Consider the following 13,708-nt stretch of genomic DNA (forward strand, 5'->3'; position numbering starts at 1 on the left):
ACCTTGCCATGCAGGGAAGGTCAATAGCCCAGGCCGGCTCTGATCAATGTGAGGCCATTCTGATCGACTGCAATGCGGTATTTGTTGATCTGGCCGGCCGCAAGCTTCAAACGGGTGCTGCGCTGGTTCTCGATCCCCGGCTGGCAGCCCGGCACTTGCCCGGGCAAATAGCGCAGGCGTACATCGAGCTCGCCCGCTGGCAGGTTGAAGGAGGTGGATTGTTCCTGGAACAGCCGGCCCGCCAACTGATCGTTGATGTACACGCCGATCTCGCACGACGTCGCCACTTCCAGGCGCTCGCGAGAGATGATCAGAATGCTGTAGTCGCTCGGCCCTGCGGCGCCGGCCTGGGGAAGCAGACCGACCATACCCAACAAGCCAAAAAGGCCGAAAGCTGCCCTGCGCATGAAATGAAACTCCTGCATCGTCAATCGTCAGGCTCGCAGCTTGGCCGACACGGTGAATGATTTCCAGCCCGGCAGCGTGAGGAAAGTCTTGACCTTGTCCCGATGGCAAGCTTGAAGCTGTGCTCAAACCCACAGGAGGCAATCACCATGCAAGTGTTCAACGTTCAAGGAATGACCTGCGGCCATTGCGTAAAGGCCGTGACCCGCGCGGTACAGGCGCAGGATCAAGACGCCATTGTCGAAGTCGATCTGGCCCAGAAGCAGGTGAAGGTACAGAGCTCGCTGCAAGCCCCGCAGATTCTTGAGCTGATTCGCGAAGGGGGCTATCAGGCCGAAGCGGTCTGACCCCGATGGCCCGTGGCAGGAATGAAGTTTCGTGCGCGGGCCAACTCTTCGCAGCGCAACCCCGGCAGGGCGGTTAGACTAGCGGACTTGCTTAGCCTGCTATGGATTTCCCATGAACCTGCGAACCATCCTGATTCTGGGCGCCCTCAGTGCGTTCGGGCCCCTGGCAATCGACTTCTACTTGCCCGGCTTCCCGGCCATGGCGCTGGCGTTCGGCACCGACGAAAAACACATCCAGACCACCTTGGCGGCCTACTTTCTGGGCCTGTCGATCGGCCAGCTGGCGTATGGGCCGGTGGCGGACCGTTTCGGTCGCAGGGTGCCGCTGTTGGTCGGGGTGATGCTGTTTACCCTGGCGTCGGTGGCCTGTGCCTTTGCCCCCACCCTTGATGCGCTGATCGTGGCACGGTTTGTCCAGGCCCTTGGCGGCTGCGCCGGCATGGTGCTGTCGCGGGCGATCGTCAGCGACAAATGCGATGCGGTGGCCTCGGCCAAAGTGTTTTCCCAGTTGATGCTGGTGATGGGGCTGGCCCCTATCCTGGCGCCGATGCTGGGCGGGGTGATGGTCAATCTGTACGGCTGGCAGTCGATCTTCCTGGCCCTGACCGTGTTCAGTGCGCTGTGCACCCTGGCGGTTGCCCTGGGCCTGCCGGAAAGCCTGCCGGCCAACCAGCCACGCCAGCCACTGTCCGGTGCCCTGCACCAGTACGGGCGCCTGCTCAAGGATCGGGTGTTCCTCGGGCATGCCTTGACCGGAGGCATCGCCATTGCCGGGATGTTTGCCTATATCGCCGGTTCACCCTTTGTCTTCATCAAGCTGTATGGCGTGCCGGCCGAGCATTACGGCTGGCTGTTCGGCAGCAATGCGGCGGGGTTCATCCTGGTGGCGCAGGTCAATGCGCGGCTGCTGGCCAAGCGCGGGCCGGCGTTCCTGCTGGCGCGCACGGTCTGGGTCTACCTGGGGGCGGGGCTGACGCTACTGGCGGTCAGTGCGCTGCATCCGGCCATGCTGTGGCCATTGCTGATTCCACTGTTCATCTGTGTGGCGAGCCTGGGTTGCATCATTCCCAATGCCTCGGCCTGCGCCATGAGTGGTCAAGGCGCGCGAGCCGGGAGCGCCTCGGCGCTGCTCGGCTGCATACAGTTCAGCATTGCCGCCGGAGCGGCGGCGTTGGTGGGCGTGCTGCACGACGGCAGCGCGGTGCCGATGGCACTGGTCATCAGCCTCTGTGGCCTGGCAGCGACGGCGGTGGCCATGGGCACGCGTCGCTTGCAGCTCAGCCGGCCCGTTTGAGTGGGTGCGGCGCCTGCAGGCGGGTTTGCAGGGTGTTGACGAAGGCGCGGGCTTCAGCCTCGCTACGGAAGCTCACCACATGCTGGTCCAGTCGAACCTGCCACGGGCAGCCTGGTTTTTGGCCTGATGCACTGACTTGAATAATCATCGCTGCATACCTGCGGTTGGCGTTGGCTGAAGAATTGTAGCGCTGCCTGTCAACAGGGAAATGGCCTGAGTCACTTGTCGGACTGACGGTCACGCCCACCCCGAAAACGGGGTGGGCGTTTTGTTTCAAAAGCCTTCAAGCACGATTTTTCCCTTGGCCGCACCGCTTTCCAGGAGGGCATGGGCGCGGCGCAGGTTGGCCGCGTTGATGGTGCCGAAGTGCTCGCCCAGGGTGGTCTTGAGGGTCCCGGCGTCGATCAGCTCGGCGACCCGATTGAGCAGCTTGTGCTGCTCGATCATGTCGGCGGTTTCAAACAGCGAGCGGGTGTACATGAACTCCCAGTGCAGCGACAGGCTCTTGCGCTTGAGCAGGCCGACGTCCAATTGCTTGGGGTCGTCGATCAGGGCCAGCTTGCCCTGAGGGGCCAGCGCCTCGACCAGCTGCGCGAGGTGCTGGTCGGTCTGGGTCAGGCTGGCCACGTGGGTGACCTGATCGATGCCTTGCGCTTTGAGCGCCTCGGCCAGCGGCTGGCTGTGGTCGACGACCAGGTCAGCACCCAGTTGGCGGACCCAGTCCTGGGTCTGTGGACGGGAGGCCGTGCCGATGACGGTCAGGCCGGTCAGTTGGCTGGCCAGTTGAGTCAGGATCGAACCCACGCCACCGGCGGCGCCGACGATCAACAGGCGCTGGCCCAGGTCGTCTCGGCCTTCAGCAACTTGCAGGCGTTCAAACAGCAACTCCCAGGCGGTGATTGCGGTCAGCGGCAGCGCGGCGGCTTCGGCAAAACCCAGGCTCTTGGGCATATGGCCGACGATGCGCTCATCGACGACATGCAGTTCGCTGTTGCCCCCGGCACGGGCAATGGAACCGGCGTAGAACACCTTGTCACCTGGCTGGAACAGGGTGACATCACTGCCCACCGCCTTGACCACACCGGCCACATCCCAGCCCAGCACCTTGGCGGTACCCGCGTCCGGCTGCACGTTCTGGCGCACCTTGGTATCCACCGGGTTCACCGAGATGGCGCGGACCTCTACCAACAGGTCCCGCGCACCTGGCTCGGGGGCAGGCAGCTCGATGTCTTGCAGGGCGGCCGGGTCGGTGATGGGCAGGGAGTGGTAGTAGGCAATGGCTTTCATGACTGTCGTCCTCAGGGGGAATGGATGGACGCCATGATTGGTGCTTTCACTCCTGGTTAAAAGCCGATAAAACCACAGATACTTTCAATATTTTTTTGTTAATGGAGGGCCTGCGGTGCGACTCGATGACCTGCTGTTGTTTGTCCGTGCTGCGGAGCTGGGCAGTTTGTCGGCTGCGGCACGCTTGCTCGACCTCTCTCCTGCGGTGGCCAGTGCAGCGCTCAAGCGCCTGGAGGGGCAATTGGGCGCACGCCTGCTGGCGCGCTCCACCCGCAACCTGCGCCTGACGGCCGAGGGTGAAGGCTTTCTGGGGCACGCACGTACCGCCCTGGCAAGCCTGGAGGAGGGGCAGCGCCTGCTTGCCCAGGGCCAGGACCAGGTGAGCGGGGTGCTGCAGTTGTCTGCGCCGTCGGATTTCGGTCGCAATGTGCTGTTGCCCTGGCTCGACGAATTGCAGCGTGAGCACCCGAAGCTGTCGGTCCGCCTGCTGTTGGGGGATCGCAATGCCGACCTGTTTCGCCAGGCCGCCGATGTTGCCCTGCGCTATGGCGCGCCGGAGGACTCCAGCCTGGTGGCACTGCCGGTCTGCCCTGACAACCGCCGCGTTCTTTGCGCGTCACCGGCGTACCTGGCGCGTCATGGCGAACCAAGGGAGGTGGCGCACCTGGCGCAGCACAATTGCCTGCTCTATCAACTGGGTTCCCGGGTGCATGACCATTGGTGCTTTGGTCAGGGCTCGAACGAAGTGGGCCTGACCGTTCGCGGCGACCGCTTTTGCGACGATGCAGACGTGGTTCGCCGTTGGGCCCTGGCCGGCCAGGGCATCGCTTACAAGTCGTGGCTGGATGTGGCGATGGATATCCAGGAGGGGCGGTTGAAACTTTTGCTGGGGCATTTGCCGGGTGAGCCGGCGCCCTTCAACCTGATGTGCACGCACCGGGCTCAGTTGGGTAAACCGGTTCAGTTACTGCTTGGCATGCTTCGGGTGCGCTGCCAGGCCCTGCTTGACCTGCGTGCGCGGGCACAGTGATTGAGGCTACGGAACTTGCTATTTAGTGTGTGGCTTGTAGTTAAGTTCGTTGTAGGTTTTATCGCTTGTTTTTTGATGTCGATTATTGAATGCGCGAAGAACAGATATAGCCCGCGCGGCTCGACACAGTTTTTTCAAATTAAACATTTTGTAGCCTCGAAGATCAGAGTGTCCGAGGTTTGCAAGAGCAGGCGTTGCCTGACGCATTCGGCGCCGCCTGGCTCGGCAATCGTGCACGTAAAGCGGCTTATAATCGCTGCACCAGTCATTTCCAGCGAGAGACACTTCCATGCCAAAGGTCGGTAAGTAACGCTTCTCACTCGAATACTGTCTGAGGCACGCAGCCGGGGTCTATCACTTCAACTTCCTGCTTTTCTGGCATTGGGTACCTCGCAGTAAGTGCTGCTGGCATGGTTATTCAATCGACATCCGTCGTGATCTCTCAGGGAGTTGAGAAATGAAACCTGTAACAAGTATCAGCCAGATCGCCAGCCTGCTCGCCGACCCTAAACGCAGCGCAATGCTCTGGGCCTTGATCGACGGCATGGCGCGGCCGTCCGATGAACTGGCGAACCTGGCCGGACTGACCCCTTCTTCGGCGTGCGCTCACCTGGCCCGGCTGTCAGCCAGTGGCCTGCTCAAGCTGGAACCCCGGGGGCGCAAGCGTTACTTCAGGCTGGCCGGCCCGGAAGTCGGCGCTGCGGTGGAGGCCCTGGCCAGTGTTCAAGTCACTTCACGCGAGGCCAGCCTGGAGCAGGGCGTGGCCGGCATACCGCTGTCCATGCGCAGGGCACGGCTATGCGGCGATCACTTGGGGGGAGAGCTGGCGGCGGACCTGTATTTGCGGTTGTTCGAGGCCGGGTGGCTGGAGGGACTGGAACAGCAGATCGAAGTGACGCTGGAGGGACGGGCCCAGTTTGCCCGCTACGGCATCTTCATCGAGGCGCTGGCCCAGCATCAACGCCGAAGCTTCAGCAGTTGCCGTTGTTGTAGCGAATGGAACGATCACCGTCCGCACCTGGGTGGTGCGCTGGGCAGCAGCTTGTTGAAGCTGTTCATGCAATCGAGCTGGATTCGCGAGAGCGAGACTTCGCGCATGCTGCACATTACTGCGATCGGCTTGCACCAGATCAACCGGATCGCTGAACCGAGGGTGCTCAAGACCGCCGGCTGAACCTGTAGGAGCGGGCTTGCCCCGCGCGATGCGATGTAACGGTTGGATCGCTATCGCGGGGCAAGCCCGCTCCTACAGGTGTTTATGGTTTGATCAGCCGCGCATCGAGGCTGTTCTGGGCCAGGCGTCGGGCCTGGTCCTGGGTCATGCCCAGATGGGTATGCAGGGCATGGAAGTTCTCGGTGACGTAGCCACCGAAGTACGCCGGGTCATCGGAGTTCACCGTCACCTTCACGCCGCGCTCGAGCATGTCGAGGATGTTGTGCTGGCTCATGTGGTCGAACACGCAGAGCTTGGTGTTGGACAACGGGCACACGGTCAATGGAATTTGCTCGTCGATGATGCGCTGCATCAGGCGCTCATCTTCGATGGCGCGTACGCCGTGGTCGATGCGCTGGATCTTTAGCAGGTCGATGGCTTCCCAGATGTACTCGGGCGGGCCTTCTTCACCGGCATGGGCAACGGTCAGGAAGCCTTCGCTGCGGGCGCGGTCGAACACGCGCTGGAATTTGCTCGGCGGGTGTCCCATCTCCGAGCTGTCCAGGCCGACGGCGATGAAGGCATCGCGAAACGGCAGGGCCTGGTCGAGGGTCTTGTGCGCTTCGTCTTCGCTCAGGTGACGCAGGAAGCTCAGGATCAGGCCGCTGCTGATGCCCAGTTGCTGCTGGCCATCCTTGAGCGCGCCGTTGATGCCGTTGAGCACCACCTCGAAGGGGATGCCGCGGTCGGTGTGGGTCTGCGGGTCGAAGAACGGCTCGGTATGAATCACGTTCTGCGCCTTGCAGCGTTGCAGGTAGGCCCAGGTCAGGTCGTAGAAGTCCTGCTCGGTGCGCAGCACGTCGGCGCCCTGGTAATACAGGTCGAGAAACTCCTGCAGATTGTTGAACGCATACGCCGCGCGCAGGGCTTCGACGTCGTTCCAGGGCAGGGCGATCTTGTTGCGTTCAGCCAGGGCAAACAGCAACTCGGGCTCCAGCGATCCTTCCAGGTGCAGGTGCAATTCTGCCTTGGGCAGCGCGTTCAGCCAGTCGTACATAAAGTCTGTGTCTCATCAGGTGCGGTTGGCGCCATTCTACAGGGTTGCCCGGTACTGGCGCACAAAGCTGACCAGACGGACCAGCACCGAAACCTTCTACAGTGACTACAGTCTCCTTGCCTCTAGCCAATGGATGCGGCCTGCCGATGCTTGCCCTGATCAACCAGGAAAAACCCCTGTTGCTGGCATTGTTGCTGGCGGTCGTGGCCTGGCCGTTGCAGGCGCAATTGCTCGGCCATGGGCACGCGCTGGCATTGCTGTCGGGCCTGGTGCTGGTGGCGGCGATCATCTGTGCGTCGATGCGGGTGGCCCAGCATGCCGAGCAACTGGCGGAAAAGGTCGGCGATCCCTACGGCACCATGATCCTGACCCTGTCTGCGGTGATGGTCGAGGTGCTGGTGCTGGCCATCATGATGAGCAACCAGCCGTCGCCGACGCTGGTGCGTGACACCATCTATTCGGCGGTGATGCTCGATATTAACGGAATTCTCGGGCTGGCTGCCTTGATGGGCGGGCTCAAGCACGGTGAGCAACCCTATAACGATGATTCGGCGCGTACGTATAGCGTGATGATCATGACCGCCATGGGGGTGTCGATGGTGGTGCCTGAGTTCATTCCGCGCGCCGATTGGAAGCTGTATTCGGCCTTCACCATCGCCGCGATGTTGCTGCTGTATGCCTTGTTCCTGCGCATGCAGGTCGGTCCTCACAGCTACTTTTTCAGCTACAGCTATCCGCAGAAAAAACGCCGTAATCCCCTGCCGGTGCCGGTGAACAAGTTCCGCTCGATCTTCATCCTGGTGACCGGGGTGGTGGTGATCGGTGCGCTGGCCGAAACCATGTCGCATCCATTGGGCTACGGGCTCGAGGGCAGCGGTGCGCCACCGGTATTGATGGCGATTGTGGTGGCGGCGATTTCCGCCGCGCCGGAGATTCTCACCGCGTTGCGTGCAGCGTTGGCCAACCGCATGCAGTCGGTGGTCAATATCGCCCTGGGCGCGTCGCTGTCGACGGTGATATTGACCGTTCCGCTGATGGAGGCGATGGCGCTGTACACCGGCCAGCCATTCCAGATGGCCATGACGCCGGTGCAGACGGTGATGATCTTCATCACCCTGATTGTCAGCGCCATCAACCTCAACGATGGCGAAACCAACGCCATCGAGGGGATGACTCACTTCGTGCTGTTCGCCACTTTCATCATGCTGGCGGTGCTCGGCCTGTGAGGGCGTTACCAGATCAGCGTTTCACCCTTGTAGTTGATGAACGCCAGGCCGCCGTTGCCGGCCTGGGCCTTGACCTGTTCGAGCATGCCGCGGGTGCTGGTGGGCACATCGATGTCGGCGCCGTCGCCGCCCATGTCGGTTTTCACCCAGCCCGGGTGCATGGCCAACACGGTGAGATTGGTCTCACCCAGTTGCACAACGAAGCTGTTGATCATGGAGTTGAGCGCCGCCTTGCTGGCCTTGTACAGGGCCATCTCCGGCGCATCGGGGATGGTGATGCTGCCCAGCACCGAACTCATGAAGGCGATCACGCCGTCCGCTGGATTCACCTGCGAAGTAAAGCGCTGGGCAACACGAATCGGCGCCACGCTGTTGGTCATGAACAAGTCGCCGACATCGGCCAGCTGTGCGTTTTCCGGGTTTTGATCATCTGGGCCCTTGACCCCGGCGTTGACGAACAGCAGGTCGAACGTACGGCCTGCGAGTTGCTGTTGCAGGGCGTCGAGTTGTTCGGTGCTGTTCATTTCCAGCGTCTTGACCTCGACCCCGGGCACTGCCGCCAGCGCCGGCGCTTTTGCCGGATCACGAACCGTCGCAACGACATCCCACCCGTCTTCGCGCAGGCGTTGCACCAGTCCAAGTCCGAGGCCGCGTGAGGCGCCGATGATCAGGGCGGTTTTGTTCGAGGGCATGGGGAACTCCTTTCAGTGGGTGACTCATTGATCAAAGAATAACCAGTCTAGCCAAGCCGTGGCCGGATGGGGCGCTGGCACAGGGGTGCACGGCTTATCCACAGCTTGCTCCACAGTTATTGTGAGCAAGCGTTGGGTGTGGATATAAACACCGGAAGGTTACTTTCCAAGGGCTATAAATGGGGATAACTGACTGATTTTCAGGCGGTTCGAGCACTGTCATCAAATCTTGATCAAAATATGATCGTTTGCCTGAAAGCCACGGATTTAAAGGCGTTCAAGCGAATGCCCAGAGCTTATCCACAGCCGGGCCCACAGTAGATGTGGGCAATTGATCAGCGCCGCTCCAGCAAAATGCGACCCCGGCTCAAGTCGGCCAGCTGCCGTTGCAGCGGTTCGATGTGTTCTTCGCCCAGGGCGAGGAGCAAGTCGACGCCATTGGCGGTGAAATCCTCCTCCAGTACCAGGCCGTCGGCGTCGGCGACTCGCAGTTTGAGCAAGGCCAGCTCGCTGAAGCTGCAACTGCAACTGACCTCGGTACGGCTGACCAGCAGGCGCTTCTCGGCCTGCTGCAGGCACTTGTTGGCACCGCCCCCATAGGCGCGGGCCAGCCCACCGGTACCCAGTTGAATACCGCCGTACCAGCGAATCACCAACACCACGACCTGATCGCAATCCTGGGCCTCGATAGCGGCCAGGATCGGCCGTCCGGCGGTGCCGCCAGGCTCGCCATCGTCACTGCTGCGGTATTGCGCGCCAATCTTCCAGGCCCAGCAGTTGTGGGTGGCCGCCAGGTCGCTGTGCCGTTCAATGAAGTCCATGGCTTCGGCGGGGCTGTTGATCGGTGCCGCCAGGGTGATGAAGCGGCTCTTGCGAATCTCTTCGCGAAACTCGCAGGTGTCGAGCAGGGTAAAAGGCATAAACCGGATTCAGTCAGGAAGTTTCAGGCCACAGCCTTTGAGAATGATGTGGATAAGATTGTTGCTGGCATCTTCCATGTCCTGCTTGGTCAGGCGGCTGCGGCCGGTGACCTGGCAGATCTGGGTGGCGAAGTCGGCGTAGTGCTGGGTGCTGCCCCAGAGCAGGAAGATCAGGTGCACAGGGTCGACCGGGTCCATCTTGCCAGCGTCGATCCAGGCCTGGAAAACCGCGGCGCGGCCCTTGAACCAGTCGCGATAGTCCTGGCTGAAGTAGTCGCTCAGGCACTGGCCACCGCTGATGACCTCCATGGCGAAGATCCGCGAGGCCTGGGGATTGCGCCGGGAGAATTCCATCTTGGTGCGGATGTAGCTGCTCAAGGCCAGGGCCGGGTCGTCCTCGACGCTCAAGGCGTTGAACGTGCTGTCCCATAGCTCGATGATGTTGCTCAGTACCGCCACATACAAGCCAAGCTTGTTGGTGAAGTAGTAGTGCAGGTTGGCTTTGGGCAGGCCGGCCTTGAGGGCGATGGTGTTCATGCTGGTGCCCTTGAAGCCGTGCCGGGCGAATTCGTCCTCGGCAGCCTGGATGATGGCTTGTTCGTTCTTCTGACGAATGCGGCCGGCGGGCTTGCCCGGGGCGTTGAGGCGATGCGCAGGGACTTCGAGGGACATGGACGATTCCAGACAAGGCAATGGGTATCACTTGTGACTGGCTAACCTACCAGCATTAATGCTCAGCGAGTAGCCGCCAGGGCCTCGAGAAAACTCTCCAGCACCAGATGCGGGCGCCGGCCCTTGCGGGTTACCCAGCACAGGCTCAAGTCATAAAAGCGCTGCGCAGGCTTAAGGGCGCGCAATCTGCCCTGTTGCACCCAGAAACTGGCGTAGTGATCGGGCAGGTAACCGATGTAGCGCCCGGTCAGGATCAAAAAGGCCATGCCCTCGCGGTCCGAGGCGCTGGCGGTGCAGTTCAGGGGTTGATAGTGCGCCTGGACATCGGCTGGCAAGCGGAAGGTAGGGGCGATGGCGTCCTGGGTGTTGAGGCGTTCGTCGTTCAGCTGCCGGTCGTCGGCATAGAACAAGGGGTGGCCGACAGCGCAATAAAGCAGCGAGCGTTCGCTGTACAGCGGTTGGTATTCCAGCCCCGACAGCGGGCTGGTCTGTGGTACCACGCCAACGTGCAGGCTGCCGTCGAGCACGCCTTGCTCGACCTGGCTGGGGGCGATCATGCGGATCTGGATGCGCACATCCGGGCCACGGTCCTTGAGCTGGGCCAGGGCGTGGGTGATGCGCATGTGCGGGAGGGTCACCAGGTTGTCGGTCAGGCCGATGTTCAACTCGCCTCGCAGATGCTGGTGCAGGCCGTTGACCTCGGTGCGAAAGCTCTCGATGGCGCTCAGCAGCTGCAAGGCCGAGTGGTACACCTCGCGGCCTTCCTCGGTGAGCGAGAACCCGGCGCGCCCCCGTTGGCACAGGCGCAAGCCCAGGCGTTGCTCCAGGTCGCTCATCTGCTGGCTGATGGCCGAACGGCCGATACCCAGGACGTTTTCCGCCGCCGAGAAGCCGCCACACTCCACCACGCTGCGGTAAATCTTCAACAGGCGGATGTCAAAGTCGCTGACTTGGGCCAGGGGATCGGGACGACGGCTCATAGTTTAGTGATCGCCTATCTGAAGATTAGAAAAGTTGAGTTTTTCAGACTTTATCGCCGTGACAACGTAAGCACAACAACAACGGTTGCTGCTCATTTGCCACGCGAGGACTTGTCCGATGAATCTGCCTGAAAACGCTCCTGTCGGTCTGGCCAGCCAGCTCAAGCTGGACGCCCACTGGATGCCCTACACCGCCAACCGCAATTTTCAGCGCGATCCACGGCTGATCGTCGCCGCCGAAGGCAGCTACCTGACCGATGACAAAGGTCGCAAGATCTATGACGCGCTGTCTGGCCTGTGGACCTGCGGCGCTGGCCACACCCGCAAGCAGATCCAGGAAGCGGTATCGCGTCAGCTTGGCGTGCTCGATTATTCGCCAGCCTTCCAGTTCGGTCACCCGCTGTCGTTCCAGCTGGCCGAGAAGATCACCGACATGACGCCGGGCAACCTGAATCACGTCTTCTATACCAACTCCGGTTCCGAGTGCGCCGACACCGCAGTGAAGATGGTGCGCGCCTACTGGCGCCTGAAGGGTCAGGCCACCAAGACCAAGCTGATCGGTCGTGCCCGTGGTTACCACGGCGTGAACATTGCCGGTACCAGCCTGGGCGGCGTCAACGGCAACCGTAAACTGTTTGGCCAACTGCTCGACGTCGACCATATTCCGCACACCCTGCTGGCGAGCAATGCATTCACCAAGGGCATGCCGGAGGAGGGCGGTATCGCCCTGGCCGATGAAATGCTCAAGCTGATCGAGCTGCACGATGCCTCGAACATCGCTGCGCTGATCGTTGAGCCGTTGGCCGGTTCGGCAGGTGTACTGCCACCACCGAAGGGTTACCTGAAGCGTCTGCGCGAAATTTGCGACCAGCACAACATTCTGCTGATCTTTGACGAAGTGATCACCGGTTTCGGCCGCATGGGCTCGATGTTCGGCGCCGACGCGTTCGGCGTTACCCCGGACCTGATGTGCATCGCCAAGCAGGTTACCAACGGCGCCATCCCGATGGGGGCAGTGATTGCCAGCAGCGAGATCTACCAGACCTTCATGAACCAACCGACGCCTGAGTACGCCGTGGAATTCCCGCACGGCTACACCTACTCGGCTCACCCGGTTGCGTGCGCTGCCGGTATCGCCGCGCTGGACCTGCTGGAGAAGGAAAGCCTGGTGCAGGCCGCCGCCGAACTGTCGCCGCACTTCGAGAAAGTGCTGCACGGGGTCAAGGGTGCGAAGAACATCATCGACATTCGTAACTACGGCCTGGCCGGTGCGATCCAGATTGCCGCCCGTGACGGCGACGCCATCGTGCGTCCGTACGAGATCGCCATGAAGCTGTGGCAAGCGGGTTTCTACGTGCGCTTTGGTGGCGACACCCTGCAGTTTGGCCCGACGTTCAACAGCCAGCCGCAGGAACTGGACCGCCTGTTCGACGCGGTCGGCGAAGCCATCAACCAGGTCGCTTGATTCCTACCTATATATAAGAAGCGGACGCGAGGGCTCTCGCGTCCGTGCACAACCTCTTACTGGAGTTCTGCATGAGCACTGTTCAACACCTGATCAACGGCGAGCTGATAGCTGCCGACGCGCGCACCGCCGATGTCTTCAACCCGTCCACCGGGCAAGCTATCCACAAGGTTGCCCTGGCCAGCAAGCAAACCGTGCAACAGGCCATCGACTCGGCCAAGGCCGCCTTCCCGGCCTGGCGCAATACACCACCGGCCAAGCGTGCCCAGGTGATGTTCCGCTTCAAGCAACTGCTGGAGCAGAACGAAGCACGTATCTCCCAGCTGATCAGCGAAGAGCACGGCAAGACCCTTGAAGACGCCGCCGGTGAGCTCAAGCGCGGTATCGAGAACGTCGAATTCGCCTGTGCCGCTCCAGAAGTGCTCAAGGGCGAGTACAGCCGCAACGTCGGCCCGAATATCGATGCGTGGTCCGACTTCCAGCCGCTGGGCGTGGTTGCCGGTATCACCCCGTTCAACTTCCCGGCCATGGTGCCGCTGTGGATGTACCCACTGGCCATCGCTTGCGGCAACTGCTTCATCCTCAAGCCATCGGAGCGTGACCCGAGCTCCACCTTGCTGATTGCCCAGCTGTTGCACGAAGCCGGCCTGCCCAAGGGCGTGCTGAACGTGGTTCACGGTGACAAGGAAGCCGTGGACGCGCTGATCGAGGCGCCAGAGGTGAAAGCGCTGAGCTTCGTGGGTTCGACCCCGATTGCCGAATACATCTATAGCGAAGGCACCAAGCGCGGCAAGCGCGTCCAGGCTCTGGGCGGCGCCAAGAACCACGCGGTGCTGATGCCGGACGCCGACCTGGACAACGCCGTGAGCGCACTGATGGGCGCGGCCTATGGTTCGTGCGGCGAGCGCTGCATGGCCATCTCGGTTGCTGTGTGCGTGGGTGACCAGGTTGCCGACGCGATGATTGCCAAGATCGAACCTCAGATCAAAGCGCTGAAAATCGGTGCCGGCACTTCCTGCGGCCTGGACATGGGCCCGCTGGTTACCGCTGCTGCGCGTGACAAAGTGGTCGGCTACATCGACGACGGCGTTGCCGCTGGCGCGAAGCTGGTGGTGGACGGTCGTGGCTACCGTGTTGCCGGTAACGAGGATGGCTACTTTGTCGGCGGCACCCTGTTCGA

General features: G+C 61.7%; 15 protein-coding genes (1 of these 15 running past the window's edge). 7 read left to right on the top strand and 8 right to left on the bottom strand.

The window, feature by feature from the left end; translation table 11 throughout:
- Nucleotides 1-20: 20 nt before the first annotated feature.
- Nucleotides 21-407: a hypothetical protein gene (locus U9R80_RS02955; RefSeq protein ID WP_301838041.1), complete on the bottom strand. Its 387-nt coding sequence runs from the start codon at nucleotides 405-407 to the stop codon at nucleotides 21-23.
- Nucleotides 408-554: 147 nt separating this feature from the next.
- Between U9R80_RS02955 and U9R80_RS02960 the strand changes: the two genes are divergently transcribed.
- Entirely contained in the window at nucleotides 555-752 is a 198-nt protein-coding gene (locus U9R80_RS02960; protein ID WP_301838039.1) for a heavy-metal-associated domain-containing protein, read from the top strand.
- 112 nt (nucleotides 753-864) lie between these two features.
- Complete coding sequence (locus U9R80_RS02965; RefSeq protein WP_301838037.1) at nucleotides 865-2,046, top strand: multidrug effflux MFS transporter; 1,182 nt, start codon at nucleotides 865-867, stop codon at nucleotides 2,044-2,046.
- Here U9R80_RS02965 and U9R80_RS02970 read toward each other — a convergent pair.
- Together U9R80_RS02970 and U9R80_RS02975 are read right to left on the bottom strand one after the other, a co-directional pair.
- Complete coding sequence (locus tag U9R80_RS02970; RefSeq protein ID WP_167332139.1) at nucleotides 2,030-2,194, bottom strand: hypothetical protein; 165 nt, start codon at nucleotides 2,192-2,194, stop codon at nucleotides 2,030-2,032. The genes U9R80_RS02965 and U9R80_RS02970 overlap by 17 nt on opposite strands.
- A 125-nt stretch (nucleotides 2,195-2,319) precedes the next feature.
- The gene (locus tag U9R80_RS02975; protein ID WP_301838033.1) at nucleotides 2,320-3,333 is read right to left on the bottom strand and encodes a zinc-binding alcohol dehydrogenase family protein; all 1,014 of its coding nucleotides are present in this window, start codon (nucleotides 3,331-3,333) and stop codon (nucleotides 2,320-2,322) included.
- A gap of 115 nt (nucleotides 3,334-3,448) precedes the next feature.
- On the opposite strand from U9R80_RS02975, the gene U9R80_RS02980 reads away from it, so the two are divergent.
- Complete coding sequence (locus U9R80_RS02980; protein WP_301838030.1) at nucleotides 3,449-4,363, top strand: LysR family transcriptional regulator; 915 nt, start codon at nucleotides 3,449-3,451, stop codon at nucleotides 4,361-4,363.
- Nucleotides 4,364-4,820: 457 nt separating this feature from the next.
- The gene (locus U9R80_RS02985; protein WP_301838027.1) at nucleotides 4,821-5,537 is read left to right on the top strand and encodes an ArsR/SmtB family transcription factor; all 717 of its coding nucleotides are present in this window, start codon (nucleotides 4,821-4,823) and stop codon (nucleotides 5,535-5,537) included.
- Between the two features lie 82 nt (nucleotides 5,538-5,619).
- Here the strand turns inward: U9R80_RS02985 and U9R80_RS02990 are convergent, their stop codons facing one another.
- Nucleotides 5,620-6,573, bottom strand: coding sequence for an adenosine deaminase (locus U9R80_RS02990; protein ID WP_301838025.1), 954 nt, complete (start codon nucleotides 6,571-6,573; stop codon nucleotides 5,620-5,622).
- A gap of 146 nt (nucleotides 6,574-6,719) precedes the next feature.
- Between U9R80_RS02990 and U9R80_RS02995 the strand changes: the two genes are divergently transcribed.
- Nucleotides 6,720-7,799 carry a calcium:proton antiporter gene (locus tag U9R80_RS02995; RefSeq protein WP_301838023.1) on the top strand — a complete coding sequence of 360 codons (1,080 nt, stop codon included), beginning with the start codon at nucleotides 6,720-6,722 and terminating at the stop codon, nucleotides 7,797-7,799.
- Nucleotides 7,800-7,804: 5 nt separating this feature from the next.
- Here the strand turns inward: U9R80_RS02995 and U9R80_RS03000 are convergent, their stop codons facing one another.
- The 4 genes from U9R80_RS03000 to U9R80_RS03015 all read right to left on the bottom strand — a co-directional run bounded on the left by U9R80_RS03000 (nucleotide 7,805) and on the right by U9R80_RS03015 (nucleotide 11,063).
- A complete protein-coding gene (locus tag U9R80_RS03000) occupies nucleotides 7,805-8,491 on the bottom strand; it encodes an SDR family oxidoreductase (RefSeq protein WP_301838021.1) in 687 nt (228 codons plus the stop codon).
- 335 nt (nucleotides 8,492-8,826) lie between these two features.
- Nucleotides 8,827-9,411: an IMPACT family protein gene (locus U9R80_RS03005; RefSeq protein ID WP_301838017.1), complete on the bottom strand. Its 585-nt coding sequence runs from the start codon at nucleotides 9,409-9,411 to the stop codon at nucleotides 8,827-8,829.
- 9 nt (nucleotides 9,412-9,420) lie between these two features.
- Nucleotides 9,421-10,083 (bottom strand): TetR/AcrR family transcriptional regulator, encoded by a 663-nt coding sequence (locus U9R80_RS03010; RefSeq protein WP_301838016.1) that lies wholly within the window; start codon nucleotides 10,081-10,083, stop codon nucleotides 9,421-9,423.
- A gap of 62 nt (nucleotides 10,084-10,145) precedes the next feature.
- On the bottom strand, nucleotides 10,146-11,063 hold the full coding sequence (locus tag U9R80_RS03015) for a LysR family transcriptional regulator (protein WP_301838015.1): 918 nt from the start codon (nucleotides 11,061-11,063) through the stop codon (nucleotides 10,146-10,148).
- A gap of 118 nt (nucleotides 11,064-11,181) precedes the next feature.
- Here U9R80_RS03015 and U9R80_RS03020 point away from each other — a divergent pair, with 118 nt between their 5' ends.
- Nucleotides 11,182-12,528: an aspartate aminotransferase family protein gene (locus U9R80_RS03020; protein ID WP_301838014.1), complete on the top strand. Its 1,347-nt coding sequence runs from the start codon at nucleotides 11,182-11,184 to the stop codon at nucleotides 12,526-12,528.
- 71 nt (nucleotides 12,529-12,599) lie between these two features.
- Nucleotides 12,600-13,708: the 5' portion of a CoA-acylating methylmalonate-semialdehyde dehydrogenase gene (locus tag U9R80_RS03025; RefSeq protein ID WP_301838012.1), read on the top strand. The gene runs 385 nt beyond the window's last position; 1,109 of the gene's 1,494 nt are visible here — the first part of the coding sequence; the start codon lies at nucleotides 12,600-12,602; the stop codon falls past the right edge of the window.

The organism is Pseudomonas sp. JQ170C (genome assembly GCF_035581345.1).
Classification (GTDB): Bacteria; Pseudomonadota; Gammaproteobacteria; order Pseudomonadales; family Pseudomonadaceae; genus Aquipseudomonas.

Coding starts and splice junctions, on each gene's coding strand:
- U9R80_RS03010 (WP_301838016.1), bottom strand. CDS start 10,083: ATGTCCCTCGAAGTCCCTGCGCATCGCCTCAACGCCCCGGGCAAGCCC.
- U9R80_RS02970 (WP_167332139.1), bottom strand. CDS start 2,194: ATGATTATTCAAGTCAGTGCATCAGGCCAAAAACCAGGCTGCCCGTGG.
- U9R80_RS02985 (WP_301838027.1), top strand. CDS start 4,821: ATGAAACCTGTAACAAGTATCAGCCAGATCGCCAGCCTGCTCGCCGAC.
- U9R80_RS02965 (WP_301838037.1), top strand. CDS start 865: ATGAACCTGCGAACCATCCTGATTCTGGGCGCCCTCAGTGCGTTCGGG.
- U9R80_RS03000 (WP_301838021.1), bottom strand. CDS start 8,491: ATGCCCTCGAACAAAACCGCCCTGATCATCGGCGCCTCACGCGGCCTC.
- U9R80_RS02995 (WP_301838023.1), top strand. CDS start 6,720: ATGCTTGCCCTGATCAACCAGGAAAAACCCCTGTTGCTGGCATTGTTG.
- U9R80_RS03015 (WP_301838015.1), bottom strand. CDS start 11,063: ATGAGCCGTCGTCCCGATCCCCTGGCCCAAGTCAGCGACTTTGACATC.
- U9R80_RS02960 (WP_301838039.1), top strand. CDS start 555: ATGCAAGTGTTCAACGTTCAAGGAATGACCTGCGGCCATTGCGTAAAG.
- U9R80_RS02955 (WP_301838041.1), bottom strand. CDS start 407: ATGCGCAGGGCAGCTTTCGGCCTTTTTGGCTTGTTGGGTATGGTCGGT.
- U9R80_RS02975 (WP_301838033.1), bottom strand. CDS start 3,333: ATGAAAGCCATTGCCTACTACCACTCCCTGCCCATCACCGACCCGGCC.
- U9R80_RS03005 (WP_301838017.1), bottom strand. CDS start 9,411: ATGCCTTTTACCCTGCTCGACACCTGCGAGTTTCGCGAAGAGATTCGC.
- U9R80_RS03020 (WP_301838014.1), top strand. CDS start 11,182: ATGAATCTGCCTGAAAACGCTCCTGTCGGTCTGGCCAGCCAGCTCAAG.
- U9R80_RS02990 (WP_301838025.1), bottom strand. CDS start 6,573: ATGTACGACTGGCTGAACGCGCTGCCCAAGGCAGAATTGCACCTGCAC.